Source organism: Methanohalophilus halophilus, assembly GCF_001889405.1.
Taxonomy (GTDB): Archaea; Halobacteriota; Methanosarcinia; order Methanosarcinales; family Methanosarcinaceae; genus Methanohalophilus; species Methanohalophilus halophilus.
Genome location: NZ_CP017921.1, coordinates 1,157,781 through 1,183,248, shown reverse-complemented (window position 1 = coordinate 1,183,248; position 25,468 = coordinate 1,157,781). Strand labels below are relative to the sequence as shown.

28 protein-coding genes and 3 tRNA genes are annotated in these 25,468 nt (G+C 42.6%); 16 read left to right on the top strand and 15 right to left on the bottom strand.

The genetic code is table 11. The features are described 5' to 3' along the window. Window positions 1–17 precede the first annotated feature (17 nt). The 11 genes from BHR79_RS06055 (at window position 18) to BHR79_RS06005 (ending at window position 11,152) form a co-directional block, all read left to right on the top strand. Window positions 18–935, top strand: coding sequence for a mevalonate kinase (locus BHR79_RS06055; RefSeq protein ID WP_072561513.1), 918 nt, complete (start codon window positions 18–20; stop codon window positions 933–935). Next, window positions 928–1,707, top strand: coding sequence for an isopentenyl phosphate kinase (locus BHR79_RS06050; protein ID WP_072561512.1), 780 nt, complete (start codon window positions 928–930; stop codon window positions 1,705–1,707). The genes BHR79_RS06055 and BHR79_RS06050 overlap by 8 nt, the downstream gene beginning before the upstream one ends. Window positions 1,708–1,722: 15 nt before the next feature. Next, window positions 1,723–2,814, top strand: a complete 1,092-nt coding sequence (gene fni / locus BHR79_RS06045) for a type 2 isopentenyl-diphosphate Delta-isomerase (RefSeq protein WP_072561511.1) — start codon at window positions 1,723–1,725, stop codon at window positions 2,812–2,814. A 61-nt stretch (window positions 2,815–2,875) separates the two neighbouring features. Further along, window positions 2,876–4,219 carry an RNase J family beta-CASP ribonuclease gene (locus BHR79_RS06040; protein ID WP_072561510.1) on the top strand — a complete coding sequence of 448 codons (1,344 nt, stop codon included), beginning with the start codon at window positions 2,876–2,878 and terminating at the stop codon, window positions 4,217–4,219. A gap of 28 nt (window positions 4,220–4,247) precedes the next feature. Then, on the top strand, window positions 4,248–5,213 hold the full coding sequence (locus BHR79_RS06035) for a polyprenyl synthetase family protein (RefSeq protein WP_072562319.1): 966 nt from the start codon (window positions 4,248–4,250) through the stop codon (window positions 5,211–5,213). Window positions 5,214–5,296: 83 nt separating this feature from the next. Further along, window positions 5,297–6,943, top strand: coding sequence for a type II/IV secretion system ATPase subunit (locus tag BHR79_RS06030; protein WP_072561509.1), 1,647 nt, complete (start codon window positions 5,297–5,299; stop codon window positions 6,941–6,943). A gap of 6 nt (window positions 6,944–6,949) precedes the next feature. Beyond that, window positions 6,950–8,875: a type II secretion system F family protein gene (locus tag BHR79_RS06025; protein ID WP_072561508.1), complete on the top strand. Its 1,926-nt coding sequence runs from the start codon at window positions 6,950–6,952 to the stop codon at window positions 8,873–8,875. Between the two features lie 37 nt (window positions 8,876–8,912). Then, complete coding sequence (locus BHR79_RS06020) at window positions 8,913–9,800, top strand: DUF7289 family protein (protein WP_072561507.1); 888 nt, start codon at window positions 8,913–8,915, stop codon at window positions 9,798–9,800. 57 nt (window positions 9,801–9,857) lie between these two features. Beyond that, window positions 9,858–10,886 (top strand): AmmeMemoRadiSam system radical SAM enzyme, encoded by a 1,029-nt coding sequence (gene amrS, locus BHR79_RS06015; RefSeq protein WP_072561506.1) that lies wholly within the window; start codon window positions 9,858–9,860, stop codon window positions 10,884–10,886. A 95-nt stretch (window positions 10,887–10,981) separates the two neighbouring features. Further along, window positions 10,982–11,054 (top strand) — tRNA-Asn (locus BHR79_RS06010). A 20-nt stretch (window positions 11,055–11,074) separates the two neighbouring features. Next, a tRNA-Ile gene (locus BHR79_RS06005) sits at window positions 11,075–11,152 on the top strand. 78 nt (window positions 11,153–11,230) lie between these two features. On the opposite strand, the gene BHR79_RS06000 is transcribed toward BHR79_RS06005, so the two are convergent. The 3 genes from BHR79_RS06000 to BHR79_RS05990 form a co-directional block, all read right to left on the bottom strand. Beyond that, on the bottom strand, window positions 11,231–12,631 hold the full coding sequence (locus BHR79_RS06000) for a hypothetical protein (protein ID WP_072561505.1): 1,401 nt from the start codon (window positions 12,629–12,631) through the stop codon (window positions 11,231–11,233). A 596-nt stretch (window positions 12,632–13,227) separates the two neighbouring features. After that, window positions 13,228–13,494 (bottom strand): carboxymuconolactone decarboxylase family protein, encoded by a 267-nt coding sequence (locus BHR79_RS05995; protein WP_072561504.1) that lies wholly within the window; start codon window positions 13,492–13,494, stop codon window positions 13,228–13,230. Next, a complete protein-coding gene (locus BHR79_RS05990; RefSeq protein ID WP_072562318.1) occupies window positions 13,491–13,835 on the bottom strand; it encodes a winged helix-turn-helix domain-containing protein in 345 nt (114 codons plus the stop codon). The genes BHR79_RS05995 and BHR79_RS05990 overlap by 4 nt, the downstream gene beginning before the upstream one ends. Window positions 13,836–13,947: 112 nt before the next feature. Between BHR79_RS05990 and BHR79_RS10880 the strand changes: the two genes are divergently transcribed. Beyond that, complete coding sequence (locus BHR79_RS10880) at window positions 13,948–14,028, top strand: hypothetical protein (protein WP_327037192.1); 81 nt, start codon at window positions 13,948–13,950, stop codon at window positions 14,026–14,028. A 441-nt stretch (window positions 14,029–14,469) separates the two neighbouring features. Here the strand turns inward: BHR79_RS10880 and BHR79_RS10820 are convergent, their stop codons facing one another. The 5 genes from BHR79_RS10820 to BHR79_RS05965 all read right to left on the bottom strand — a co-directional run bounded on the left by BHR79_RS10820 (window position 14,470) and on the right by BHR79_RS05965 (window position 16,698). Next, the gene (locus BHR79_RS10820) at window positions 14,470–14,592 is read right to left on the bottom strand and encodes a hypothetical protein (RefSeq protein WP_257790282.1); all 123 of its coding nucleotides are present in this window, start codon (window positions 14,590–14,592) and stop codon (window positions 14,470–14,472) included. 171 nt (window positions 14,593–14,763) lie between these two features. After that, window positions 14,764–14,835 (bottom strand) — tRNA-Thr (locus BHR79_RS05980). Window positions 14,836–14,905: 70 nt separating this feature from the next. Continuing rightward, on the bottom strand, window positions 14,906–15,424 hold the full coding sequence (locus BHR79_RS05975) for a chorismate--pyruvate lyase family protein (RefSeq protein WP_072561502.1): 519 nt from the start codon (window positions 15,422–15,424) through the stop codon (window positions 14,906–14,908). An 11-nt stretch (window positions 15,425–15,435) separates the two neighbouring features. Then, a complete protein-coding gene (locus BHR79_RS05970) occupies window positions 15,436–15,747 on the bottom strand; it encodes a DUF5611 family protein (protein ID WP_072561501.1) in 312 nt (103 codons plus the stop codon). A 252-nt stretch (window positions 15,748–15,999) separates the two neighbouring features. After that, window positions 16,000–16,698 carry a radical SAM protein gene (locus tag BHR79_RS05965; protein ID WP_072561500.1) on the bottom strand — a complete coding sequence of 233 codons (699 nt, stop codon included), beginning with the start codon at window positions 16,696–16,698 and terminating at the stop codon, window positions 16,000–16,002. Between the two features lie 135 nt (window positions 16,699–16,833). Between BHR79_RS05965 and BHR79_RS05960 the strand changes: the two genes are divergently transcribed. Further along, the gene (locus tag BHR79_RS05960; protein WP_072561499.1) at window positions 16,834–17,130 is read left to right on the top strand and encodes a hypothetical protein; all 297 of its coding nucleotides are present in this window, start codon (window positions 16,834–16,836) and stop codon (window positions 17,128–17,130) included. A 2-nt stretch (window positions 17,131–17,132) separates the two neighbouring features. On the opposite strand, the gene BHR79_RS05955 is transcribed toward BHR79_RS05960, so the two are convergent. From BHR79_RS05955 to queC, 6 genes are all read right to left on the bottom strand, one after another. Further along, window positions 17,133–18,110 (bottom strand): methanogenesis marker 2 protein, encoded by a 978-nt coding sequence (locus BHR79_RS05955; RefSeq protein ID WP_072561498.1) that lies wholly within the window; start codon window positions 18,108–18,110, stop codon window positions 17,133–17,135. Between the two features lie 16 nt (window positions 18,111–18,126). Beyond that, window positions 18,127–19,092, bottom strand: coding sequence for a nitrogenase cofactor biosynthesis protein NifB (gene nifB, locus BHR79_RS05950; protein WP_072561497.1), 966 nt, complete (start codon window positions 19,090–19,092; stop codon window positions 18,127–18,129). Between the two features lie 73 nt (window positions 19,093–19,165). Further along, window positions 19,166–19,516 carry a 6-carboxytetrahydropterin synthase QueD gene (gene queD / locus BHR79_RS05945; RefSeq protein ID WP_072561496.1) on the bottom strand — a complete coding sequence of 117 codons (351 nt, stop codon included), beginning with the start codon at window positions 19,514–19,516 and terminating at the stop codon, window positions 19,166–19,168. Beyond that, window positions 19,516–20,235 (bottom strand): 7-carboxy-7-deazaguanine synthase QueE, encoded by a 720-nt coding sequence (locus BHR79_RS05940; protein ID WP_072561495.1) that lies wholly within the window; start codon window positions 20,233–20,235, stop codon window positions 19,516–19,518. Before BHR79_RS05940 ends, queD begins: the two co-directional genes overlap by 1 nt. After that, on the bottom strand, window positions 20,236–20,799 hold the full coding sequence (locus BHR79_RS05935) for a DUF366 family protein (protein ID WP_394328866.1): 564 nt from the start codon (window positions 20,797–20,799) through the stop codon (window positions 20,236–20,238). Further along, the gene (queC, locus tag BHR79_RS05930) at window positions 20,799–21,479 is read right to left on the bottom strand and encodes a 7-cyano-7-deazaguanine synthase QueC (protein ID WP_072561494.1); all 681 of its coding nucleotides are present in this window, start codon (window positions 21,477–21,479) and stop codon (window positions 20,799–20,801) included. Before queC ends, BHR79_RS05935 begins: the two co-directional genes overlap by 1 nt. Before the next feature lie 209 nt (window positions 21,480–21,688). On the opposite strand from queC, the gene BHR79_RS05925 reads away from it, so the two are divergent. Continuing rightward, window positions 21,689–22,180: a hypothetical protein gene (locus BHR79_RS05925; RefSeq protein ID WP_072561493.1), complete on the top strand. Its 492-nt coding sequence runs from the start codon at window positions 21,689–21,691 to the stop codon at window positions 22,178–22,180. A gap of 27 nt (window positions 22,181–22,207) precedes the next feature. On the opposite strand, the gene ala is transcribed toward BHR79_RS05925, so the two are convergent. Next, window positions 22,208–23,188: an alanine dehydrogenase gene (gene ala, locus BHR79_RS05920; protein WP_072561492.1), complete on the bottom strand. Its 981-nt coding sequence runs from the start codon at window positions 23,186–23,188 to the stop codon at window positions 22,208–22,210. 29 nt (window positions 23,189–23,217) lie between these two features. Here ala and BHR79_RS05915 point away from each other — a divergent pair, with 29 nt between their 5' ends. Together BHR79_RS05915 and BHR79_RS05910 are read left to right on the top strand one after the other, a co-directional pair. After that, the gene (locus tag BHR79_RS05915; RefSeq protein ID WP_234970476.1) at window positions 23,218–23,946 is read left to right on the top strand and encodes a DUF434 domain-containing protein; all 729 of its coding nucleotides are present in this window, start codon (window positions 23,218–23,220) and stop codon (window positions 23,944–23,946) included. 87 nt (window positions 23,947–24,033) lie between these two features. Continuing rightward, a complete protein-coding gene (locus tag BHR79_RS05910; RefSeq protein WP_072561491.1) occupies window positions 24,034–25,467 on the top strand; it encodes a TrkH family potassium uptake protein in 1,434 nt (477 codons plus the stop codon). Window position 25,468 lies beyond the last annotated feature (1 nt).

Here is a 25,468-nt window from a genome sequence, read left to right as displayed (position 1 = left end):
AGGGAAAAAGAATTCATATGATAACCTGTTCAGCACCGGCAAAGGTGTACCTTTTTGGGGAACACGCTGTCGTTTATAATGAGTCGGCTATTTGCTGTGCTGTAAATATGCGTACCAGGGTGAATATTGAATATTCAGAAAATATTGTGATCAAGTCATCCCTTGGAACTACAGGTATTGATTATGAAATTCATCCCTATGTATCTGCCGTGGTGGAAAAAATAAGAAAAAAATCACCATGTAGAGGAGTATCAATATCCATTGAATCGGATATCCCCGTTGGCTCGGGGCTTGGCTCCTCTGCTGCGGTGGTTGTGGCAACGATTTGTGCTTTTAACAACCTTTTAAAACTTGGAATGGATAAAGAATCCATAGCATCCTTTGGACACTCGATTGAAAAAGAAATACAGGGAGCTGCAAGTGCTACGGACACCTATGTTTCTACAATGGGAGGAACCATTGAAGTACCTAAGCGGCGACATCTGAAAAATCCTCTATGTAACCTGATAATAGGTAACACCAATGTATTTTCCTCCACAGGACAACTTGTAGCGAAAGTCGCATCTCTTAAAAGTATATATCCGGAAATTATCACCCCCATTCTTTCTACTATAGGAAAAACGTCTTTGAGAGGAGAAGGTCTTCTGGAAAATGAGGATTACAGGGCACTCGGGGAGCTTATGGATGTAAATCAGGGTTTGCTTGAAGCAATCGGTGTGGGTTGTGATGAACTTTCCAGACTTATCCACTCAAGCAGAGCAGCCGGTGCGTTTGGTGCCAAGATTACCGGAGCAGGAGGCGGTGGATGTATGCTTGCCCTTGCAGATAATGAGAATATTGATGCCATTTCCAGAGAGATCAAAAATGCCGGCGGAATTCCAATCATAACAGGAGTTACTGATTCAGGTGTAAGGGTGGATTTTGATAATGAATGAGAAAACTAGCGATATTACCGTATTGAAAATCGGCGGTAGTGTCATCACGGACAAGAGCAGTGATGAAGGAGTAGCCAAAGAAAAAGCTATAATACGAATAGCCCGTGAAATTTCTTTCTTTGAAGGTCGCCTTATTATCGTACACGGCGCCGGTTCATTCGGCCATCCCCAGGCACAAAGGTACGCCCTTGCAGACAAATTTTCCGCGGAAGGCTCTGCGGCCACCCACCGATCGGTCGCCTCGTTAAATGAATCGTTTGTAAATGCCCTTGCACAAAGGAATGTTAATGCAGTAGGAGTACATCCTATGGGATGTTTTGTAGCAAAGAACGGGCGCATATCCGAATCATTCCTCCCTGCACTGCAAATAATGCTTGAAAAAGGAATCACACCGGTACTTCATGGAGATGTTGTGATGGACAAGATAAAAGGTTCTTCAGTAATCTCCGGGGACCAGATCGTTCCTTATCTTGCTTCAAAACTCAATGCATACAGGATAGGCGTGGGAAGTGCAGAAGATGGTGTACTTGATGAACATGGCCATCCCATTCCACTAATTACTCCGGATAATTTTGAAGTTGCCAGTAGGCATATTGGAGGTTCGGAGAATACCGATGTAACCGGCGGAATGCTGGGCAAGGTAAAAGAGATGCTTGAGATGTCCAGGCAAACAAAAGTACCTTCTTACATCTTCAATGCCAATGCGGGCGGCAATGTAATGAGTTTTCTGAGAGGGGAAATGATAGGTACTGCAATTAAAGACAAGGCTTGAATAATTGGGATTTTTATGAGTACTTCCAGCAGAAAACTAGAACATATGCAACTTTGTGCCCAGCAACAGGTTGAATCCAGAAAAACCGGACCAGGATTTGAGGACGTGAAACTTGTCCACCGTGCACTTCCGGAAATGGACATGGATTCAGTGGACATTTCCACAAGTTTTCTGGGAAAAAAACTGGATGCACCTTTCATGATAGCCTCTATTACAGGCGGCCACCCCGATACTACACCGGTAAACGCAGCACTTGCAGAAGCCGCCGAAGAAACCGGTATTGGAATCGGCGTAGGAAGCCAGAGAGCTGCCATAGAAGATCCGATTCAGGAAGAATCATTCAGCGTAGTAAGGGACAAGGCTCCCAATGCTTTTGTTTATGGTAACATTGGAGCGGCCCAGGTCAAGGAATACGGTATAGAAGGTGCAGAAAAACTTGTTGAAATGCTTGACGCTGATGCCCTCGCTGTACACCTGAATTTCCTTCAGGAAGCAATTCAACCCGAAGGTGACAGGGACGCCACCGGATGTATTGACGCAATCGAAGAAATATGTTCAATCGATGTACCAATTATAGTAAAAGAAACCGGGGCAGGTATTTCCCGGGAAGATGCCCTGCTTTTGAAAGAAGCTGGAGTAGCGGCTATAGATGTAGGCGGCGCCGGCGGGACCAGCTGGGCCGGTGTGGAAGTTTATCGTGCCAAACAGAGAGGAGATCGTATTTCCGGCCATCTAGGAGAACTTTTCTGGGATTTCGGGATTCCGACTATCCCTTCCCTGATTGAATGTCGTGTATCCCTTCCCCTCATAGCTACAGGTGGTGTACGTACTGGACTTGACATTGCCAAATCCCTTGCACTTGGAGCAAACCTGGCCAGTGCAGCCCTGCCTTTCGTAGCTCCGGCCCTTAAAAAAGGAGATTCTGTAAAACAACGTCTTGAATTAATGTTTGAGGAACTGAAAGTTGCAATGTTCCTCTGTGGCTGTCCTGATATTGAAAGCCTGCGGACATCATCGTCCGTGGTGCTTCAGGGTGAGACCCTCGAATACCTGGACCAGCGCGGCTTTGACATCCGCGATATTGAATTACATTCTAAATTACTTTGAGATTATTACAAGATCAAGATCATTAAATTAAGAATTTGAAAATCATTAAAGAGGACTATATATGACAGAACTAGGGATTGTTGCAGTAGGCGGTTACAATGAGATGGGCCGTAACATGACTGCCATAAGAGTTGATGACAAGATCATCATAATTGACATGGGACTACGTCTTGATAGGGTGCAAATCCATGAAGATGTAGAAATTGATAAAATGCATTCTCTTGAGTTAATTGAGATGGGTGCTATCCCTGACGACACAATAATGAAAGAGATTGACGGGAATGTATGTGCAATTGTTTGTACACACGGCCACCTTGATCACATCGGTGCTATCTCAAAACTGGCACACAGATATGCAGCTCCAATAATCGGAACGCCGTACACCTCTGCCCTGATACAACATCAAATTGATTCTGAACGCAAATTTGGTGTGAAGAACAGGATAATATCCGTAAAGGCCGGAGGGACATATCAGGTTAATGATGATGTATCAATCGAAATGATAAGGACCCAGCACAGTATCATAGATGCGGTATTTGTTGCAGTCCACACTCCCAGGGGTGCCATCTTGTATGCATGCGATTTTAAACTCGATCGTACACCCACCCTCGGAGAACCTCCGGCATTTGACAGGTTAAGGGAACTTGGCAAGGAAGGTGTTGTGGCCATGATCGCCGAAAGTACAAATGCGACACGTGCAGGTAAAACCCCTTCCGAAAGAATAGCCCATGATATGGTTCGTGATGTATTGCTTGGAACTGAAGAATCCGATGTTGGAATGATAATAACCACTTTTGCATCCCATATTGCCCGTCTGAATTCCATAATGCAGTTTGCGACAGAAATGAAGAGGACCCCGATCCTGCTTGGACGCTCTATGGACAGGTACGTGAATACTGCCCGTGAACTGGGATACATCGAACTTCCGAAGAAAACAGAAATATACGGTAACCGGAAAGATATTGACAGGGCATTCAAGAAGATCATGGAGAAAGGTAAGGACAAATACCTCCCAATCGTTACAGGCCACCAGGGTGAACCAGGTGCAATTCTTTCCCGGGTTGCCAATGGTGATACTGCCTATAAGATAGAATCCGGAGATAAGGTAATTTTCTCAGCAAACACGATCCCTACCCCGATGACACAGGCAAACAGGTATGCTCTTGAGACAAAACTCAAAATGAAAGGAGCACGTCTGTATGACAATGTCCATGTTTCCGGACATGCATACCGTGAAGACCACTGGGAATTAATAAGACTCGTCAACCCTGAAAATGTAATTCCTGCACACGGCAACATCGATATGCACAGCGCCTATATTGAAATGGCTGAAGATGCAGGCTATGAACTCGGTCACACACTTCATCTATTGAGAAACGGAGAAGAATTATATATTGAAGACTAAACCTTCAATTATAATTGGTTGGGATAATATGGATTTAATTGATGAATTAAAAAAACGCAGTACCCTGGTCGATGAATCTATACAGGAATTCCTGCCCATCGACCATCCGGAGGAATTGTACCGTGCAACACGGTACCTTCCGGATGCTGGAGGGAAAAGACTTCGTCCGGCAGTCCTCATGCTTTCCGCTGAAGCAGTAGGTGGTGATTCTGATTCCGTGCTTCCTGCTGCCGTTGCCCTTGAACTGATCCATAATTTCACACTTATACACGACGACATTATGGACAGGGATGATATTCGCCGCGGAATGCCGGCACTTCATGTAAAATGGGGTACTGCAGGCGCAATTCTGGCCGGTGATACCCTTTATTCCCGTGCCTTTGAAATCATTTCAAAAATGGATGCCGATCCACAAAAATTACTCAAGTGTGTGGCTTTATTGTCCCGTACCTGTACCGAAATCTGTGAAGGACAATGGCTGGATGTTGATTTCGAAAAAAGGGATATTGTGGATGTGGCTGAATATCTGGAAATGATAGAAAACAAAACTTCTGTGCTTTATGGTGCTGCTGCCAAGGTGGGTGCCATCCTTGGAGGGGCATCCGATGAAGTTGCTGATGCAATGTATGAATTCGGCCGCCTTACAGGTATAAGTTTTCAGATACATGATGATGTGATCGACCTGGTTACTCCGGAGGAAATACTGGGTAAATCAAGAGGTAGTGATCTGAGAGAAGGTAAAAAGACCCTTATTGCACTTCATGCCCTGAATAATGGCGTTGAACTGGAATGCTTTGGTAAAGTGGATGCAACCCAGGATGAAATCGACAGTGCAGTCGCAAAACTGGAAGAATCAGGAACCCTTGCCTATGTCAGGGAAATGGCTGATAGCTATCTTGAGGATGGTAAGAACAAACTTAATTTGCTCGAAGATTCTCCGGCAAAAGAAACACTGGTTGAAATTGCCGATTATATGGTCAGTAGAGAATACTGACCATTATTTTTGTGAAAATTTATATATATATTATTCTCCCTATAGTAACCTGAGTTATACTTTATTCTTTCAAGGAGAATGGTATGAAAGATTTGGCGCATGGGATAGAAGATTATAATCAGGCATGCCTATATAACAGGTCTTTTCTTGATAAATTACAGTTTTGGAAAGGCCACCCTGAAACACTACCTGCTTATGAGCCTGATATCCATGGTGATCTGGTAGATTTTGAGATTCCAGAAAGATATGAGGAAATTGAACGCTATTGGGTTGATGAACCCTATGTATTCGTAAGTATTCTCAAAAGACTGGGTATATACCGTTATGAGGTTGTGGAACCTTCGCTTTCTGTGTATGAGAAAGATATTCTGGAGCGCACCTATAGCGATCTGAAAGACATTCTCACAATCGATGAAACAACTTGTGCCGATTCAGATAGGGATATTATCCTTGTTTCAAAGGCACTTTCTCTTTTCAAACGTTACCATATTCCACTGGATGTTGCTTCTAAATACAGAATTCTTTATTACCTGAGACGTAATTTTCTGGGATTTGGAAAAATTAATCCTCTCATGATGGATTCTGATATTGAAGATATTTCATGTGATGGGGTAGATATTCCCATATATCTTTACCACCGAAAATATCTGAATATTGAAACAAATATTTCGTACACTGAAGACAAACTTAACTCTTTTGTGATCACCCTCTGCCAGCGATCGGGGAAACATATCTCAGTAAGTGAACCGCTTGTTGATGCCACTCTTAACGATGGATCGAGACTGCAGGCTACCCTGGGCAAGGAAATCACAACCAGGGGTAGTTCTTTTAATGTACGTAAGTTCAGGGGAGACCCGATTACTCCTGTAGATCTTATCAATTTCGGAACTTGCAATCTGGAAATGATGGTATACTTCTGGCTGGCAATTGAAAACGGTTTCAGTGCCATTTTTGCAGGAGGAACGGCTTCGGGTAAAACCACAATGCTCAACGCGATCTCATTGTTCATACCACCGCTTTCCAAAATAGTTTCCATCGAGGATACCAGAGAAATAATGATGTACCATGACAACTGGATAGCAGGTGTTACCAGGGATTCTATAAGCAGAAGTGGAGCGGGAGAAGTTTCAATGTACGACCTTCTCAAATCTGCTCTCCGCCAGAGACCAGAAAACCTGATTGTAGGAGAAGTCAGAGGCAAGGAAGCCCTTACACTTTTCCAGGCCCTTTCAACCGGGCATACAACCTATTCCACGATGCATGCAGGTGATGTACAAACAGTGGTTAACAGACTTGAAAATGAACCTATCAATGTACCTCATGTAATGCTCCAATCTCTTGACATCCTCTGTATACAAAGACAGGTATACCTGGATGATAAAAGGGTACGCAGACTGGATAACCTGGTTGAATTTACAGGAATTGATCCAAAGAGTGGAGATATAAGAATCAATGAATTATACCAGTGGGATTCTACCAAAGATGAATTTTACCACAATGGCCAATCCAATGTATTAAAACTCATCGTGCAGAAGAAAGGTTGGTCTCCCAAAAAATTGCAGGAAGAAACGCACAATCGACATATGATCCTTGAATATCTTCTGGATCATGATATCAGAGATTATATCAGTATTTCACTACTGGTGAAAACCTATGCAACGTCTCCTGAAATCGTACTGGATGCAATTGAAAATGATACTCTTATAGACCTGTTGCAGCAAGAAAGGTGATTTTTGATGATACCTTTTCAGGATATTGCATACAGGTTATTCGGCAAACATTCATTCCAAAAAAAAAATGAGTATCATAAATTAGATCATTCCCTGAAAAGTGCACGTTTTGCTATTCCTGCAGATCAGTATATCTCAACTGGATATTTCTATTCACTACTTTCTTTTTTCGTCACAGGTATTATATTTTATTTTATTGCATCGCGTCTTTTCAAGATTCTTGATATATCCATCATCGATGATATGCGACTAATTGCTATTCTAGCATCCTTGATTATGGCCCTGTTATTTTCCACGATTCTCTTTAATATCCAGATGAAACTCCCCCTTCTCTGGGCAAGTACTCGCAAGGCTTACCTTGACCAATCGCTAACCCATGCTGTAGCATACCTGTACGCATTGAGCAAAGGCGGGGGGATGAGCCTTTTTGATATATTTAAATCCTTAAGCCAGCAGAGGCATATTTATGGAGTAGCTGCAGATGAATTTGGATATATAGTCAGGGATATGGAATACTTTGGCTATGACATGCTCACAGCACTGAAAAATGCAAATGACAATTCTCCCTCTGAAAAATATAAGAATTTCCTGGATGGTATGCTCTCAATTATTTCAAGTGGCGGAGATGTTACTTCATATCTCAAAAATAAAAGTGAACAATATCGTATTCTTGCAAGCAGGGAGCAAAAGACTTTCCTTGAAACGCTCGCAATACTTGCGGAAGTTTATATTACAGTATTCGTAGTGGGTCCTGTTTTTCTCATAACAATACTTATCGTATTGGGCTTTATGGGATCGAATTCATTAGACGTACTGTACACTTTAGTTTATGTCCTAATACCGATAGGCACACTTTTATTCATAGTTTTCTTATCCACAATATCGGATAATCTAGAAGGGAGAAGCATTCAAACTTCACAGCAAATTCTCAATGAATTTGACAATGTCAGGATTAATGAATATTCAACTATCGATGAAAAAATGTTGAAGAAAATTTCCTGGAATTACAGGATATATAATATTATTGAAAAGGTTAGCAATCCTTTTAAGTGGTTGACCAGTAAACCTCATTATTCTCTTATATTAAGTATTCCTGCAGGTCTGATTTGCATTTCATATGGTATACGGGAAAACCTGACCATATTGTCATCACTCGATTTTTCAAGTATCAGTTTAGGTTATATTAATGTAGAAGCAGCTGCTGCAATCGATGATTACATTGTGTTTTCATTTTTCATCATAAGTGTTCCTTTTATTGTATTTTATGAATCAAAGAGAAGATGGGTTTCAAAAGTTGAAAGTGAAATGCCCGAGTTCTTAAAAAAACTTGCAAGTATCAATGAAGCAGGAATTAACCTCTCCAGCGCAATATCCCTGGTTTCACGTTCAAAAATCGGTGTATTGAATACAGAAATCAAAAGAATGGCTTCCCATCTTTCCTGGGGTGGCAATCTTGAGGAAGTTCTCAAAAAGTTTGAATACAGGGTCAGGACTGAATTTAACAGTCGAATTATTACTTTTATCATACGGGCCAGCGAATCAACAAGCGATGTTATCAGTGTACTCAACATCGCTGCATCAGAAGCCGAGATGCAGAACCAGCTCAAAAAAGAACGTTCAGCTGAAATGACAGTATATGTATTCATAGTATATATCGCATTTCTGGTGTTTCTTTTCATCGTTTATGTGCTTGCTGCCTATTTCCTTCCGGCAGTACCCTCTTCTGCAGGAGATGCAGTGGCAGGCATGCCTATGAATATTCAATTTGACATGGAAGCTTATATATTGCTTTTCTTCCATGCTTGTCTTATACAGGGCGTGTGTTCCGGGCTGGTTGCCGGGAAGATGGGATCAGGCAGCGTTTTAGCGGGCGTGAAACATTCACTGTTCCTGGTATTGATAGCTTATATCACATTTACACAATTCATCTGAAAACAGGTTTACATGTAAGCAGGAGCAATGGAACTATATGAACTCAGTAAAACAGTTATTCGAATCCGAATCTGCAGTGTCAACAGTAGTTTCATTTGTCCTTTTGCTGGGTCTTTTTGTGACGGTGCTGGCTGTCTTTAACGCTCATTACATACCTGAATGGAAAGCAGATGCTGAAAAAGCCCATATGGATGATGTCTATGATGACATTTCCCAGTTAAAGGCCCGGGCTGATATGCTTTCACTTGCCAGTTCCATTGATGAAAATAGTACTGTTTCTTTAAGCATACCCATTAAGATGGGAGGAGGAGATATTCCCATTGTGGGCCCCACCAAATCAAGTGGCATAATTTCGGTGAATGATGGTATTTACAATATGGATATTACGGGAATAAATTCTACAGGCTCTTTCATATCACTTGGCTCATATGATCTTGGCACTATTGGTTATGCTTCAAATAATGGTTATTACGTTGACCAAAGCTTTGCCTATGAAAACGGGGCTGTAATCGTTTCGCAAAGGGAAAGATCTCTTATGAAACTGGATCCGTCCATTTCAATAAAAAACCAATCTGGAACCCTATTAGTTGATTTGACTTTAATGGAAATTGCCGGGGATAGGGTAGTGATTACCAGCAACGGTATTGAAGAGGTTAAACTTACAGGTGATGATTGGGTAGAAGAGTTTACTCCAACTAAAAATGAATCACTTACCAACCTTACAATTTCTATGAATACCAGTTATCCTTCAGCATGGGCTAAATATCTCAACGACTCTGCTAAAAATGCCGATCTTGCTTATTCCGGGGATTACAATGTTGATCAAGGAGACGATTATGTAATCTTCGATTTGAACCCATCAGGTAGCAGAATCGATTTTTATCTTCACAAGGCAACAGTTGATGCAAAGGTTGGAACATTCTAATCTATTGGCAGATAGTTTTTTATCATTCAAAATACCCAGTTAAAGAGGGGTATAAGTTTGTTAAAAGAAGCTATGTTCTATGAACAACTTGAGGATAAAAAGGTACGTTGCAATTTATGTAATCACAGGTGTCGCATAGCAGAAGGCAAAACCGGTTTTTGCAAGGTGCGACAGAATAAGGAAGGAAAGCTGTATAGCCTGATTTATAATACGGTTTCAAGTGAAGCTGTTGATCCGATTGAAAAGAAACCCTTATTCCATTTCTATCCGGGCACTTACTCCTATTCACTCGGGACTATTGGCTGTAATTTCCGCTGTAAACATTGCCAGAACTGGACCATTTCGCAGGTCAACCTGGATGAAGCACAATCGGTGGAGATCACCCCTGAGCAGGCAATCGATAGAGCCCTTGCAGCAGGTTGCAAAAGTATTGCCTGGACCTATAATGAGCCTACTATATGGTATGAATATACCTATGACAGTGCAAAACTTGCTAAAGAAGCAGGCCTTGCTACGGTTTATGTGACAAATGGCTATATCACACCGGAGGCATTGAAGCATATATCTCCTTACCTGGATGCTTTCAGGGTCGATATCAAGGCATTTACAGAAAAGTTCTATCATGAACTTTCTTCTGCACATTTGCAACCCGTTCTCGATTCAGCCAAATTGGCCCGTGAACTGGGAATGCATGTAGAGGTGGTGTATCTGGTAATTCCTACATTCAATGATTCAAGTGATGAATTGAGGGATGTTTCCAGATGGGTAGTGGAAAACCTGGGTAAAGAAACACCGGTTCATTTCACACGTTTTCATCCATACTATAAACTCCAGAATGTTTCTCCAACTCCTATTGAGACTCTCGACCTGGCCCATGAAATCGCAACTGAGGAAGGACTGGAATATGTATATCTGGGCAATGTTTTGTCCTCTAAATATGAGCATACGTTCTGTCCTTCCTGTGGCAATATGATTATAGGCAGGGGTGTTTTTGATGTGGAAGAAAGTCATCTGACAGAGGACAACAAATGTGAATACTGTGGTGCATCCATTCCAATCTATGGTAAGTATGGGGGTTACCTGTAAAATCCTCTGATGTACCCCCTTTTTGCCGGCGCCAGACAAAAAGTTTAAATCAGATTAATGCATTAGAAGCGCTCGCGACAAGTCGCATGCAAAGTGCCGCCATAACTCAGTTGGTAGAGTGTCTGGCTGTTAACCAGAATGTCACAGGTTCGAGCCCTGTTGGCGGCGCTCCTTTCATCATTTTTTATGGGCCTATAGCTTAGTCTGGTTAGAGCGCTCGGCTCATAACCGAGCGATCACCGGTTCGAATCCGGTTAGGCCCACCATAATATTTTACTGATTTCCAAACATCCAATGCTTTCATTAGAACATCTTTTTTGTACCACAGTAGGCACATCACTATTTCAGGAAACATGCCAGTCACTGTAGACATATTCAGCGCCGGTATTTGATCCCACAACCCGGATTCCAATCCGATAAGTCTCTCCCACAGGAACCTTCAGGTTCGAAATCTTATAAGAGACTGCTTCATCCACATCAATTTCGGAGATCTGGTCACTTGCAACCTGATCCCAGACCATACCTTCCTGCGTGGCTTCGAGGCCAGTATAAATAATAACATCTTTAGCTTTTTCAGAACCGACATTCTCTACCTCGATATCAAGATCAATATAGGAAAACCGGGAATCATGTCTTCCGCTGCCTGCAAAGTCAATTACAATTTCTGGATAGCCGTCAGTAATAGGAATTATCCGGACCTCGGTATTCCTGTATACGGTGGGAATCCGGCCCACTTCCCAGCCTGAATCTGTTGTTTCAAGGTAGAAATATTTCGTTCCCGAATAATCATAATAGCTTCCGGGAAGGTCATCGCTGCCCTTTACCCCCACAGCCATGTGGCCGGGCAATTCAATCAGCGACACGCCATATCCCATGTCATACAAAAGTGCTGCAAGCAGGATAGATGAATCTTCACAATCCCCGCCTCCGTGGTACATTGTTTCAAAAGGGAATCTGGGATATTCATCATACCCTGCAGAAACACTGTCACTGACATAAGGAAGGGACTGGACAAAAAGCATGGTTATGTAAGGAATCTCCTCCCGGCCATAACCTGCTTCTTCTGCCAGATTTTCCATTTGCAATGTAATCTGGGATATGAATGCATCATCATAAGGGTCATTTACAAAATGCACCCAATCACGATAACGGGTTCTCTGCGAATATAATTCATAAGCTTCTTTGTCATATCTGGCCTGGAGCTGGAATTGCCTGTCGTCGTATTCCCATACATAATTCCTGGTGATTGAATCTTTTTCAATTCTGACCGTTGGTTTCCGTTCACTGTCCGGGCCAGGAAAATCCACATACAGATATATTTCCGGTTTCAAAGTGTATGATAAGTCGATGACAAAACTGTTACCGTATATACTGTCAAGTTCGATTGAATAAATTATGAACTGATCCTCAGGGTCCCATACATCATAACTGCGGCCGGTAAATATCTTTTTAGTACCATATTCATAGCCATCTTTCCTAAAAGATAAGGTAGAATAGCCGTCCTTTCGGTTTATCTCCAGTACCTTCAGGGAATAACCATTATCAATATCCAGTATCGCAGTTTTCTTCAGGGTTGCATTGTACACTTTGGCATCAGTTTCCGGTGAATCCGGTGTTGAAGCATCATCTACCAATGTTTGATCCTCTGGAATTTGCCCGGTTGTGTTTACTCCTTCTGTGCAACCCATAAAGGAGAGGGACAGAAAGACAATTACAAGAACAGGAATCAATTTACTCTTTTGCATGATACATCCTGATTGATATTTAATTGGAATATTCTGCACCTGGCAATTTTTGAATTAGAATTCTTTGCAAATTCCCGAATTTCTAATGGTAGAATCATCAACTTTAACGTAAATGAATGCTGCGTTACATCGTTGAGTATTATCTCATGAATATACTTGATATTATATGATTTAAGAATAGTGACGTCCTTGTTTCTCAAAGTACCTGCAGGCCAAATGACCCATAATCAATTTTTGTCCTGCGATTATTTCCTAATCTTTTTACAGTTGCTAGATGTATACGTACATACGATGCTACGCATCGTAGATGATAGTAGAGTATGGAAAACATGGGTATGCCTGTAAAGGGGAAGGCACTTAGGCGAGAATGTTTGCTGAAGATTGTATTATGTAGAATTATTACAACAAATTCCTTCATAAATTACAAATTTGAGATGTTTTCGAGTGGAAGATCAGGGCAATAATATATGATTTTCACTCATACTAGTTTTCCATTTAGAGCTCCCAAAAATCCGATAAATGCATTAGGGGAACTATAAGTCCCCCCTCTTTAGAATACCTTTCTGTATAAAATAGTCTTAATTTATTTTTCCTTTTTAGTCAACATGTCGCAGTCCTGATCCCATACGAATCAGTGATGCTACTAAAATTGCTTCTTCGATTTCGGAATCTTTTAAACCTGCATTGCGAGCAAATTTTTTGTGATGGGATACACATTCATCACATCCCACCGCCACAGCACTTGCAAGAGCCAGCAGTTTTTTAGTTTTATTATCGATAGCACCATCCTGCATGATGGTATCCTTTAAGTTTGAGAAATCCTTTTCCCAGTTCGACTCTTTGTCATCCATAGAAATAGTCATTTATGTCCTCCACTTTTTACATTTTCCATATATGCTTCTGCCCGGGGAGAAGCACAATATACGATTATTCCGTTCCTTTCCTCTTTCTCAACGTAAAGGGCATTTTCTAACATTCCTATATGGAACTTGGCCTCCATTTTGTTCAGTTCCATTTCATTTTGCAAATTCTCTAAACTCATGGGGGATTCCAGTAAAAGAGATAGTATTCTTCTGCGGATGTTATTCTGAAGTGTTTTTAGCCCGGTGCTGTGATCTTCAGTTGGGTTGCGGTTGAGTTTACCTTCTTTTCTGACTTTGGCAAGCCATTCCTCTTTTCTTTTCTTCAGATCCTCATCAGACATAGCAATCAATAATATGCAACCATTATCAACTATATTTTTTGTGGTATTTTGCATCAAATTAACATTCAGCTAATTATCCCATCTTCTAGATGTCAAGCAGAGTGTATCAAGGATCAGGAATCGTGTTATTGCCAGAGTTTTCAGGGAACTTGACCTGATAGAGCAGTGGGGCAGAGGTTTCCTTGTATCCTGAAGGACGCTGAAGAATCTGGAAGGTCTTATAAACTACCTCTTTGACAAATTCAATTATACAGGTCTGCTCAATCCAAAAGAGGACGATGGTTTTGAAATATTCCAAAACTTATTTCTAAGTAATAAAGCCGAATCGATATACAATGAAGTAAGAGATAGATTAAAGAATGCAACTATCCCTCCGCAACACTTTGATCTAACAAAATATAACATCACAGTCACCAAATGAATCAATCTGATTCTTTATAAGAGTGAAACCAAAAAGTCATACATATTCAACTTGCTTATCCGGGTGAAAAAGGATTTGATGAAATGAGATCTAAGTAAATGAGCAATGAATCAGGGAAGTAAACTTAACCCTCAATCCTTTTTGGCATTCTTGCTTTCCCTGATTCATGTGGGTTTATTCTTAAAAATATAAGTCCAAGAACTTATATCCCATTCAGTCCTTCTGCTTCTTTTCTTCTTCAAGAACAAACTTCTTTCCACAAAGGTCACATTTCCCATCTTCTGTGACATTTGGTTGTCTTGGTGCATCACCACCACAAACTCCACATTTTACCATTTCCATTCACCTCCCACAAATTATGTACGTCTAAAAGCTTGGGAGACAATGGATATATAATTGAGCATGCTCAAAAAAAGATTATCATGTAGAAGTATATTATGAATTTGATATATCCATAAAAATCTCAGTGGACAATATGTCAAAATGAATATTGGTCTGAAAATAGAAAGCCTCGGGCGGGATTCGAACCCGCGACCTCGTCCTTACCAAGGACGCACTACACCCCTAAGCCACCGAGGCACGCTTTTCTTGACTGCGACCCCTCAATAGGAGTGATACCATAATAAGTTTTCGGTTTTCCGGATTCGGTTCAGAGCAACCAGCGACCATCTGCAGGGAAGCGTTCTTTGATCCACATGAGCGCATCATTGTGATGCACAATACGATAGGTCCTTGAGAGATATTCACGACTGCCAAAAAGAGAACCGTCAGTCTCCATCTGTATAGTGTCAAAGTCCCTGCGGGTTTCCATGCCGTAATTACGCAGAATCTTACCAATGGGTATATCGGCACGCATCATATCCCTGCGAACCTCTTCTGGCATACGGCCAATCGGAGAGAGGGAAACCGCATGAACATAAGGGACACCATCCGCCACCAATCGCACGGTGCGATGATTCACTTCTTCGCCAACATCCACATCCAAAAGCCTGGCCATTTCCTCATCGGCTTTAACTAGATGTTGATCCTCGGTAATTACCTCAACTTCGTGGCGTGTCATAATCTCCAGCAGGAAGGTTACAGAACCATCGGTGCCTGCACAGACACGCAGGCATGTGGGAATCTCAAAAGTCTTGAGATCCTTGAGAAAGTCGCGATTGACAAACACGTATGATCCTATTATTTGGAAACTGCCTTTTTGGCGTTCTTAACTCGTTCCTTGGCAGTGTAACCAGTAGCCTTATAGAGAAAATCGCGAAACCTCTTGTTGGTATCAAGAATGACCTCATCAGAGACGCCTTCAGCTTCAGAATTCGTGTCAACTGCAAGTTTTTTGCCGTTCAGCCACACAGAAAGTTCCTTCATAACACCGTATGAAGTAACTAATTTATCTCCTTGCCTTGATATATCGGAAGGGAAACATTCCTCAAGCGCTTCATAGATACGTTCAATATCAGGGGAATGACCACGTTTTAATTTGTATTCCTGCATGTCAATCGATTAATTACATACCGGCAGACATGGATAAATGTTTTGGTCTAAGAAAATTATCTGAATTTGAACCGCATAAAAAACAAATAAATAAGATATAATCATTCACATATAAGAAAAATATTTAAATACCTTCATATCATAGAGCAATTTGTAATGAGCAAGGCTGAAAAGCAGCTTTCATATCGTACCACCACCATACCACCAATCTGCTTTTTTTACGATACCTTGCTCATTACCTGATTGTAAAAATTACTCCTTAACAATTATCTTACGCCCTTTTTCTCCCACAATTATTACACGGGGCACCTTTTCTACAACAATATTGGCAAGGCTTTCCATATCCTCCCATGCAGGCACAGGCGAGGTGTATCCTGCAAAAGGAAGATCAAAATCGGGATTGCTTAAGAATTGATAAAGAAGTACCTCACAAGCTCCTTCCATAACAGGCAACATCCTCTTCACGGATTCTTCAGTAACATAACCGGGAATTACACGAACCCAGAGTCGCAACCATCTGGTTTTAGCAATATCTATCGATGTTTTGAGGTTTGCAACATATTGTTCTACCCTTTTGGAGGAAAGCCCCGTAAGTTCCTCAATTGCAGCCGTATCTTCAAGTGGTGCCTTCAATTCCAGAACAAACCCTTTTACAAACCGAAGAGATTGCTCCAGTACTTCGGGTTTCATGCCATCCGACTTTAGAATAATCTCCATACCCATTGAATGCAACCGCTCAATCAATGGGATTAACTCCTTCTGGAGAGTGGGTTCGGCTCCTCCGATAAAAACCTTCTTTACAGCTGAATTGCTGACAAAATCAGCAACTTCGTCTATACTGTATTCCTCAAAGGGTTGCCTGATATGAATACAATAGGGACATTTAAGGTTACAGCCAAAAAAGTCCAGACGTACCTGTTCTCCCTTTAACCCCATATTAATAAGTCGCATTATATATTCCCACCAATAACAATAAATCTTGAAGTATATCAAACTTTCTAAAATCGAATTCCTTCTGTAACCATGGACAAATTATAATACCAGAAAAACCAATTTAGCCTCAAGATATACGTTACGGGTGAACTTATGGTAAAAAAACTGACCCTCGAAGACCTTAAACTGAGCAAGGAGAAAAAGGAAGATGAGATGGGAGCTGAAATCGAAGGCCTGTATGACCTCGTAATCCCTCCGGGTACTCCTTCATACCTGGTCTATGATCTTGTTGAAGAATTTGATCTTGAACCCCTTGAGAGAAAGATCGGTGTAAACATTGTTGAATGTGATGAGAGAGGAGTTATAGTACTCAGAGGAGAACTTGAAGCCGTCCAGGCAGCAGAACAGTATCTTTTTGATGAATTGAAAGCCTACGTGGGATCCGAATGAAATTACTCTTTTATCCCCGTTATTAAATCTTTACTGAAATCAAAAACATCTGCTGAATCTTCGCCATCGGTTACTTTCACACAACAACTATCATCAATTTTCCCGATGACTGCAGCAGTGATACCCACTTCTTCGAATGCATTCAGGCATTCATCGACATTTTCCGTTTTTGCAGTCACAATGTAACCGGTTGCGGGATAAATCATCAGCCACTGGTCCAGGGCAACATCGGGGGGTTTGGGTATCTGCTCCAGATTCACCTCTGCACCCACCATACTTGTCTCACAAAGCATTCCCAGGGTACCTATTGTACCCGGATTACTGATGTCCTTGCCGGCAGTTACAAGATGTTTTTCGCCGATATTTTGCATTATCATGAACCGGGAGCGAACGGTTTCAGAATCCTTGAAAGAAGTCGTATCCCAGCTATAAGGGGAATTCTTCCCCACCCGGCCATCCATATCATAGCCGACAATAACTGTATCACCCACACAGGCGGTGTCACTGCGGATTACACAATCCTTCTTTGCGATCCCTATAATGGACACTGATAGTGAATTGTACGGTGTGTCAGGATGCAGATGGCCTCCGACCATAGGCACACCAAATTTTCTCACCCCGTCTTTCATACCCTGCAGCATACCGTCACATACATCCTTGTGAGAAGAAGACATCACATTTACCATGGCAAGCGGCTGTGCCCCCATAGCAGATATATCGTTAATATTTACAACAACAGAAGTATAACCCGTCCACCACGGACTTGCTTCTGTGATCCTGCCCCATATCCCATCAGCAGCAAACAGGATGACTTCATCGCCACCAATATCAATTATTGCAGCGTCATCACCCATATCAACGACAGTACCCCCATAACTTTCCCTCACGTCATCGAACATACGTGCAATGTCTGCGATAGGTGCTTTGCGGGATACACCCTCAAAATCATGCAGTTTCTGGGCAAGGGTATGTACATCCAATTGAAAGTCTCCACATTTATTCTGGCGTGTCACCAGAAGTTTTCGTTTTGGCGGATTCGGCCTTTTTAAGAGCATCGACTTTAACCATATTGCGACGTTGTTCGCTCATTTGAGAAAGGTCTTTGCCCAGAAGACCATAAGCATCGGACCGACACTGGCGACAGTGGCGCATTTGTTGAACATATGGTTCGCAGGAATCCTGTACAGCTTTGCGTTGTTGTGGAGTAGGAGCAGTCCAGTCAGCAAAATCAGCCTGACAGATAAGAGGCATAACGTTCATGATATACACACCCATGTCATTGAGTTTCTGTGCAATCTCGATAATATGGTCCTCATTGATACCCGGAACAAGCACCGTGTTTATCTTGACAACCAGTCCTGCTTCCACGGCCTTGCGAATACCTTCAAGCTGGTTTTCAAGAAGAATGCTGGCTCCTTCAACACCCCGGTAGGTTTTACCGTTATAATTTACATGATCTACAATTTTTGCCCCTATTTCAGGGTCAATGGCATTCAAAGTAACAGTTAATGTGGAAACACCGGAATCCAGGACATCCTGTATCCTGGCAGGCAGAGCCAGACCATTAGTACTCAGGCAGAGAGTGACATCCGGGAAATGTTGTTTTATAAGTTTGAAAGTCTCAAAGGTTTCATCATTTGCAAGAGGATCACCCGGACCGGCGATACCCACAACTTTAATGAAGGGATATTCTTTCAATACCTTTTGTGTTTTTTCAAGGGCCTGTTGTGGAGTTAAAACTTCACTTGTAACCCCGGGTCGACTTTCATTTACGCAATCATATTTACGTTCACAGTATTTACATTTAATATTGCATTTAGGAGCCACCGACAGATGAATCCTTCCAAATTTATGTTGTGCATCCTTGTTATAGCAGGGATGCTGGGCAATAAGTCTCTTTATCGAGTCCCGGTCTTCTTCCGGCAGACATTCTTCAGGGTCCTTTCCGCTCTCTGTGGCCAAAATATTTCCTCCACTCTAGACAAATCTTATGTTGCTATTGAGTCACATCTAGATATAGGTTTTGGAATCTCAGTCAGTTGATTCCGCTTAACTGGCACCACTTGCCGTGTCCTTCCCAGACCTTCACAGAGAGAGGGAAATCCAGCTGCTGAGATAGCCTGTTATAGATATGTTCACAGAGATTTTCCGAACTTGGATACTCCATTATATCATTGAGCATGCAATGATCATATTCTTTCAAAGTAGACCGAACGGTCTGTTTTACGTCATAGAAATCAATGACCATACCGGATGGCTTTTTTTCTCCTTCAAGGACAACTTCCACCTTATAGGTATGACCATGAACTATACCACAACTTTCATGCCCGGGCAGATGATGGGCACTGTCAATATATTCCTCTACTCCAAGTTTCATTTTTGTCATTATAGGCACCCCCACAGTTTGTGAGTCTGCGGGATTATTAGAGTGTTTTTGCTTTTGAGTAAATTTTCCTGCAGGGAAAGTATTGTCTGTATATTTGTAGCCTTTTTGTGCTGTGTGACCGGCTGCAGTATCACACAGCTTATGTAATCGGAGATCTGCTCTACAATATCCATCACATCAGCCGGTTTAGTTGAAGAAGTTACTACAATTTTACAGAAACAATCCCTGTGCTGAGTGCTGCGAAGGGTGCGGAAACACTGGTATGTGTGTTCGATGTGTTCATCAAAATTACTCCCTTCAAATTCTTCGGGTAATTTCACATCTCCGGCCACATAATCCACCGAGTCCTTCACAATCGCTGCCTTTTCCGGCAGGGTCATGTTAGTTTCAAGATAAACAGGTGCAGGCAGATCCAGATCCCTGATGAATTCTGCATGTAAAAGAGGCTCCCCGCCTGTCAGGGATACCGAGTGAAGATTAGCAAATGACCTGATACTATCTTCGATATCTGAAGTGCAAAGCAGGGGTGAGAGTTTTTCAAATTCACCGCTTCCCGGCACTTTTTCAAAAAGACAATAATCCGGCTCATCCAGAGGAGTATCACAGTAAGAGCAATCCAGATTACACCCAACAAATCTGACAAAGGCCTGCCGCACCCCTACATAAGGACCCTCCCCCTGTACCGCACAGAATATCTCGGACACGGGCTTTCTTTCCACTTAAACCACATCCAGGGGTCGGGATTTTCGAAGATCTCCTTCGACATCCTCCATCTCTTTGATGTACCTGTCTGTGATAGCTTCCAGCAAGTGCCGGGCTTTTTCTGCAGCAATACCACATTCTTCCAGATTCCCATAAAAATCATGGCATACGTTGATGCCAAAATGTATCTTCTGTGAGACCGCAGAGGTGCTTGCAATGGATACCGTCAGTTTTTTCCCGTTGGCAAAAAGATCATCCCCCTCCCTGTTAGTCATGATTCCCATAGAGGAAAGAGTTTCAGCAACAAGAGCTGTGAAAAGCCGCTGCCTGCTGTAGATTAATTTCAGGTCGGTAGAATCAAAATGCTCAATGATGAAATGAAGCATGTCCGCAGATACAATGGATTCGTTTTCCCTTCTGTCCTCAAGGTCTATCATGTGTGCTATTTGCACATCACATTGTCCCCGGAATGCTACCACAGAATCTGCCTGTATCCCGAACACCTGGTAGGCCCAGAGAGAGGATATCTGGCTGCCGTCATAATTATAAGTCTCATCCATTATATGCGCTTCAATTCCCATTATATATCCTCCACTGCCGGATCCTTGATGCCTGCTTCCCGGAAAGCCCGTGCCCGCCTGACACAGCTTTCACATAATCCACAGGGTTTTTCTTCTCCCTGGTAGCAGCTCCAGCTTAAAACCAACGGAGCCCTTGCCCGCACTGCTTCCTTTACAATGGACACCTTATCCATTTCAAGCACAGGAGATATCAGTCGTACTCCATTGAGAGTGGAGTAAGAAAGGGCCCTGTTGATACAGTCCACGAATTCCGGGGAATTGTCCGGGAAAGTGGCAGCTTCCTCGGCATTGAAACCGGCAATAATATAGTCACAACCCATGGCTTCGGCAAAGGCGGCAGCAACATTTGCCATCAATCCATTCCTGTTGGGAACCCAGACTTTTGCGGCAGATTCAGAAGTAACTTTAGCATTCCCGAGGTCTGCCTCGGCCATATCCGGTACATCTCCCTGACGGTTTACCAGGGACGTTGTAGTAATATCCTTCATCCAGTCCAGCGAAATGACACGGTGTTGAATGCCGTAATAGTCACATATCTGCCGGGAAAGGCCAATCTCTGCATCCGCAGCCAGCTGTCCATAATCAAAGGTAAGACCAAGCTGTACATCATATTTTCCAGACGCTATCGCAAGGGATGCGACAGAATCCAATCCACTGCTGAGTAAACAAACCGCTTTCATTAATATACACCGGTATTCCTCCAGTACTCCCGGAGTATTATTTATAGCTATCCCGAGTTAATTGAAAACAGAAAATAATAATAACGTTCTGTAATTGTAAACAATTTCAGGAAAAATAGTATCACGAAGTTTTTATATATTATATAATATATTTCAAATAGAGACCTGAATTCTACGAAAACCATATTGTTAATTCAATAGGTGATAAAATGTCAGAATATTTCAGTGAAAAGATGCTTCAGTCAAAATTAAAGAAGATGTATTGGATGGAATCCCAGCTGGAACAGCTCATACTCTGGGAATCAGAACTTGAACTGGAAGGAGCGGAAAGTGAGGCCCTACAAATACTATCCAATGACTCAGAAAGGCATAGATTGATTGTGGAATATTGGATGGAAATAGCCGATATAGCCATACCGAAAGAACCTCCCCTGGGAGTGCCTATTAAACATTTTGATTTTGAAGGTATGGATGGTCCGGAAATGTTCCAAAAAATAAGAAAATACGAAATCCTTGCCCACAGTGATTATAAAAAAATAGCATCTATAAACCAGAATGTTCTGCAGGAATTTTTCGGCAGAAAAGAAAAGAGTAACGAGTTCACCAAACAAATGGAAAGAATCGCACAGGAAGAAGAACGACATCGCCAAATATGTGAGGAAAGGGTCGGCGGATTTAAGACCATAAGGGGCAGAAGTTGAGTGGCCATCTGCCCTTACCAGGAATAATCAGAACAATTTTGCCTTCGAACCTATACCTTTATTTTTTGCCTTTTTATAAACCAGATTGGCGGTCACAATATCCTGTATCGCAAGTCCAGTTGAATCGAAAACCGTGACCTGACTGTCCGATTCACGACCCTCATGCAGACCGGCAACTATCTGACCCAGTTGGGCGAAGATATCTTCCTGTCGGATGTAACCCTCAGAAAGAGGGACATTCACTTCCCCGGAATGGGTGGCCTGTGCCATATCATCGACCACAACCCTTGCTTTCTGGAGAATGTTGGGATCCAGCTCTTCCTTGCCCCTGGCGTCAGCCCCGATAGCATTGATGTGCAGCCCCTCCGGTAACCATTGTGCTTTGATTATCGGCTTTCTTGAAGGAGTAGTGGTTATCAGGATGTCTGCATCGCAGGCTTTCTGGATACTATCAACTACTGTTATGTCACAGCATGCAACTGATTCCATTCCTTCTTTGAAATCCTCCGCTCTTGAAGTATCCAGATCGAATACATATACCTGTTCAAGATCGAAAACGTTCGATATAGCCTCTAATTGTGTCCTGGCCTGATTGCCCGCTCCCACCATCCCCACGACACTGCTGTTTTCACGTGCAAGATAGCGGGCTGCCACACCTCCTGCAGCCCCGGTGCGTATATCTGTGAGGTATGTACCATCCATCATGGCAAGAGGTGCACCGGTGGATGTGGAATTGAGTATAACCGTCGCCATTACAGTAGGCAGGCCTACTTTACGGTTTTCAGGATGGACATTTACGACCTTGACACCTGCAACATCCTCTTCCTCCAGAAAAGCAGGCATTGTGCGTAGATCACCATTATGTTCGGTAAAATAAAGATAAGATTTAGGTGGCATCTGTACCTTATTCCTTCCGTGCTGGGCAAAAGCCATTTCCACTGCCTCCAGGGCTGAAGGCATATCCAGCAAGGATTTCACGTCATCCTGATCAAGCCAGAGTATTTCCAAAAAATCACCATTAAAGGGTGGTTGCCGACATGTATAAAACTTATCGGAAGAGATTTTCAGGTATGACTGCCGCAGGTATCACATCAGTAGAAAGATTCAAAAATAAACTAAAAGAACCTGCAGCCGACATAAGGTATCTTCTCTATAGGGGATACAGGAGAAAAGGTGTAATCAGGTTTGTCAGCAACCATTACCGTCTGGCAGAGGAAGACAGGCACATCCTTACAAGGCTTGTATTTGACCCGGAGACCGCAGCCAGACGCAGTAATAGAAGGCTCACATGCTCACGACTGAAGGGGTATGATATCTTCATAGACGGATACAATGTACTGATAACCATGGAAAGTGTAATCCAGAACGAGACAGTATGGTTTGCAGACGATGGATTCCTGCGTGACACCCGGGGGATTTTCAAGAACCACACCAATACAGCTACAACCTATCAGGCTGTTGATGAGATGCTGACCACACTCTCGGTACTGGGAGTGAATTCTGCAACAATCCTTCTTGACAGCCAGATGAGCAACAGTGGCAAACTTGCACAATTCATCCGTAAGAGAGCAGCGAAATACCTGTTCAAAACAGCCGTCACGACATCAAAAAATGTGGATTTCGACCTCAAACAGGCAGGCCACCTTGGAGTTATCGCAACTGCTGACAGCGTAATAGTGGATGCTGTGGAAAGGGCGGCCGACCTAACTGCATGCTGGATGGAACAGAACGGTATTGTGGGGGAGAGTATAGAGGACAACGGATGATTCGATTGCAACAAAATATTGTGATTAGAAATCCAAAAGCAGCCTAAAGTAGAATACAAATATAAACTTAACTTCATATTATATGCTATGTATGAGTTGGTATCCCCAATCAACGCCTATGCTGTAGTCAAATATATAGGTTCCCTGTTGATGATATTTGCCTTAGTCTTAACCGTGCCAGTGGGAGCGGCATTACTGCTGGGTGATTCTTCATCTGCCTGCTATTATGCACTCACGGCGATCATAACAGGAATGTTGGGGTTTGCAATCTATAAGGCACTCCCGGACTATGAACTGGAAACAAAGGATGCCATTGTACTTGCAGCCCTCGCATTCCCGCTTATATCTTTCGTTTCATCCATACCAATGTCCCTTACAACAGGTATGCCTTTTATTGATGCATTCTTTGAAAGCGTTTCCGCAACCACCACCACAGGGCTCAGTGTGGCCCCCACTGATGCAGGACCTGTTTTCCTGTTTAGCCGGGCATGGTCCCAATGGGTAGGTGGTATAGGCATCATACTGATCGCCCTCTCGATATTTGTCAACCCCGGAGCCTCTGCTTTCAGGATATACAAAGCATATTCCGGTGAAAAAACGATAAAACCAACCGTGGTTTCAACCACACGCCTGCTTGGGAAAATCTATGTGGTAATAACGGTTATTGCAATAGCCATTCTCCTGCTGAGTGGTATGTCCCTGTTTGACGCGACAGCACACGGCCTGAGTAGTGTCTCAACAGGTGGCTTTTCCACAAGACCAGGCAGTGTCGGGGAATTCGGGCATATTCTTGTTCCACTGACTATCGCCATAGCATGTATAATGGGAGCAATCAATTTTGAACTGTACCCAGAGGCCCTCAAAAATCCCAAAAAAATAGCAGAAAACCTTGAACTCAGGTCTTTTTTCATCATTGCGGGTATAGGGACTCTTATCTTCGCTTTTTCTATTTTGCAAGACCCTGGAATACAGCTGGGGACTACTGAAATCGCCTTTCAGGTCATATCTGCCCTTACAACAGCAGGTTTTTCAACCCTTGACATGTCGGTTTTGCCCGATTCATCAAAGGCAGTCCTAAGCGGTCTTATGTGGATAGGAGGAAGCATAGGTTCCACAGCTGGCGGAATCAAGATATTCAGGCTGATTGTGCTTGCGGGGCTTATCCGGTTTGTATTCCTGCGCTTCTTTCTGCCCAAAGAAACGGTAACACCATTCAGGATCAGAGACCGCGTTATAGAAAATGATGAACTGTACCAGATAACCGTTTTCGTGGCCCTTTATGTGGTCATCGTTATTGTTTCAACATATATCCTAATGCTTCATGGCATTGGTACCGAAAATGCCATATTTGAGGTTTCAAGTGCACTTGGTACAGTCGGTCTTTCTGCAGGGGTGACAGATGCAACGATGCCTTCAGTCCTTAAACTTGTACTGTGTTTTGACATGCTTCTTGGAAGGATTGAAATCATACCAATACTAATATTGTTTATGCCAAGAACCTGGATACAGAGAGCAAGATAAG

Coding starts and splice junctions, on each gene's coding strand:
- BHR79_RS06055 (WP_072561513.1), top strand. CDS start 18: ATGATAACCTGTTCAGCACCGGCAAAGGTGTACCTTTTTGGGGAACAC.
- BHR79_RS06050 (WP_072561512.1), top strand. CDS start 928: ATGAATGAGAAAACTAGCGATATTACCGTATTGAAAATCGGCGGTAGT.
- fni (WP_072561511.1), top strand. CDS start 1,723: ATGAGTACTTCCAGCAGAAAACTAGAACATATGCAACTTTGTGCCCAG.
- BHR79_RS06040 (WP_072561510.1), top strand. CDS start 2,876: ATGACAGAACTAGGGATTGTTGCAGTAGGCGGTTACAATGAGATGGGC.
- BHR79_RS06035 (WP_072562319.1), top strand. CDS start 4,248: ATGGATTTAATTGATGAATTAAAAAAACGCAGTACCCTGGTCGATGAA.
- BHR79_RS06030 (WP_072561509.1), top strand. CDS start 5,297: ATGAAAGATTTGGCGCATGGGATAGAAGATTATAATCAGGCATGCCTA.
- BHR79_RS06025 (WP_072561508.1), top strand. CDS start 6,950: ATGATACCTTTTCAGGATATTGCATACAGGTTATTCGGCAAACATTCA.
- BHR79_RS06020 (WP_072561507.1), top strand. CDS start 8,913: ATGAACTCAGTAAAACAGTTATTCGAATCCGAATCTGCAGTGTCAACA.
- BHR79_RS06000 (WP_072561505.1), bottom strand. CDS start 12,631: ATGCAAAAGAGTAAATTGATTCCTGTTCTTGTAATTGTCTTTCTGTCC.
- BHR79_RS05995 (WP_072561504.1), bottom strand. CDS start 13,494: ATGACTATTTCTATGGATGACAAAGAGTCGAACTGGGAAAAGGATTTC.
- BHR79_RS05990 (WP_072562318.1), bottom strand. CDS start 13,835: ATGTCTGATGAGGATCTGAAGAAAAGAAAAGAGGAATGGCTTGCCAAA.
- BHR79_RS10820 (WP_257790282.1), bottom strand. CDS start 14,592: ATGGTAAAATGTGGAGTTTGTGGTGGTGATGCACCAAGACAACCAAAT.
- BHR79_RS05970 (WP_072561501.1), bottom strand. CDS start 15,747: ATGCAGGAATACAAATTAAAACGTGGTCATTCCCCTGATATTGAACGT.
- BHR79_RS05965 (WP_072561500.1), bottom strand. CDS start 16,698: ATGCGACTTATTAATATGGGGTTAAAGGGAGAACAGGTACGTCTGGAC.
- BHR79_RS05960 (WP_072561499.1), top strand. CDS start 16,834: ATGGTAAAAAAACTGACCCTCGAAGACCTTAAACTGAGCAAGGAGAAA.
- queD (WP_072561496.1), bottom strand. CDS start 19,516: ATGACAAAAATGAAACTTGGAGTAGAGGAATATATTGACAGTGCCCAT.
- BHR79_RS05935 (WP_394328866.1), bottom strand. CDS start 20,799: ATGGGAATTGAAGCGCATATAATGGATGAGACTTATAATTATGACGGC.
- queC (WP_072561494.1), bottom strand. CDS start 21,479: ATGAAAGCGGTTTGTTTACTCAGCAGTGGATTGGATTCTGTCGCATCC.
- BHR79_RS05925 (WP_072561493.1), top strand. CDS start 21,689: ATGTCAGAATATTTCAGTGAAAAGATGCTTCAGTCAAAATTAAAGAAG.
- BHR79_RS05915 (WP_234970476.1), top strand. CDS start 23,218: ATGTATAAAACTTATCGGAAGAGATTTTCAGGTATGACTGCCGCAGGT.
- BHR79_RS05910 (WP_072561491.1), top strand. CDS start 24,034: ATGTATGAGTTGGTATCCCCAATCAACGCCTATGCTGTAGTCAAATAT.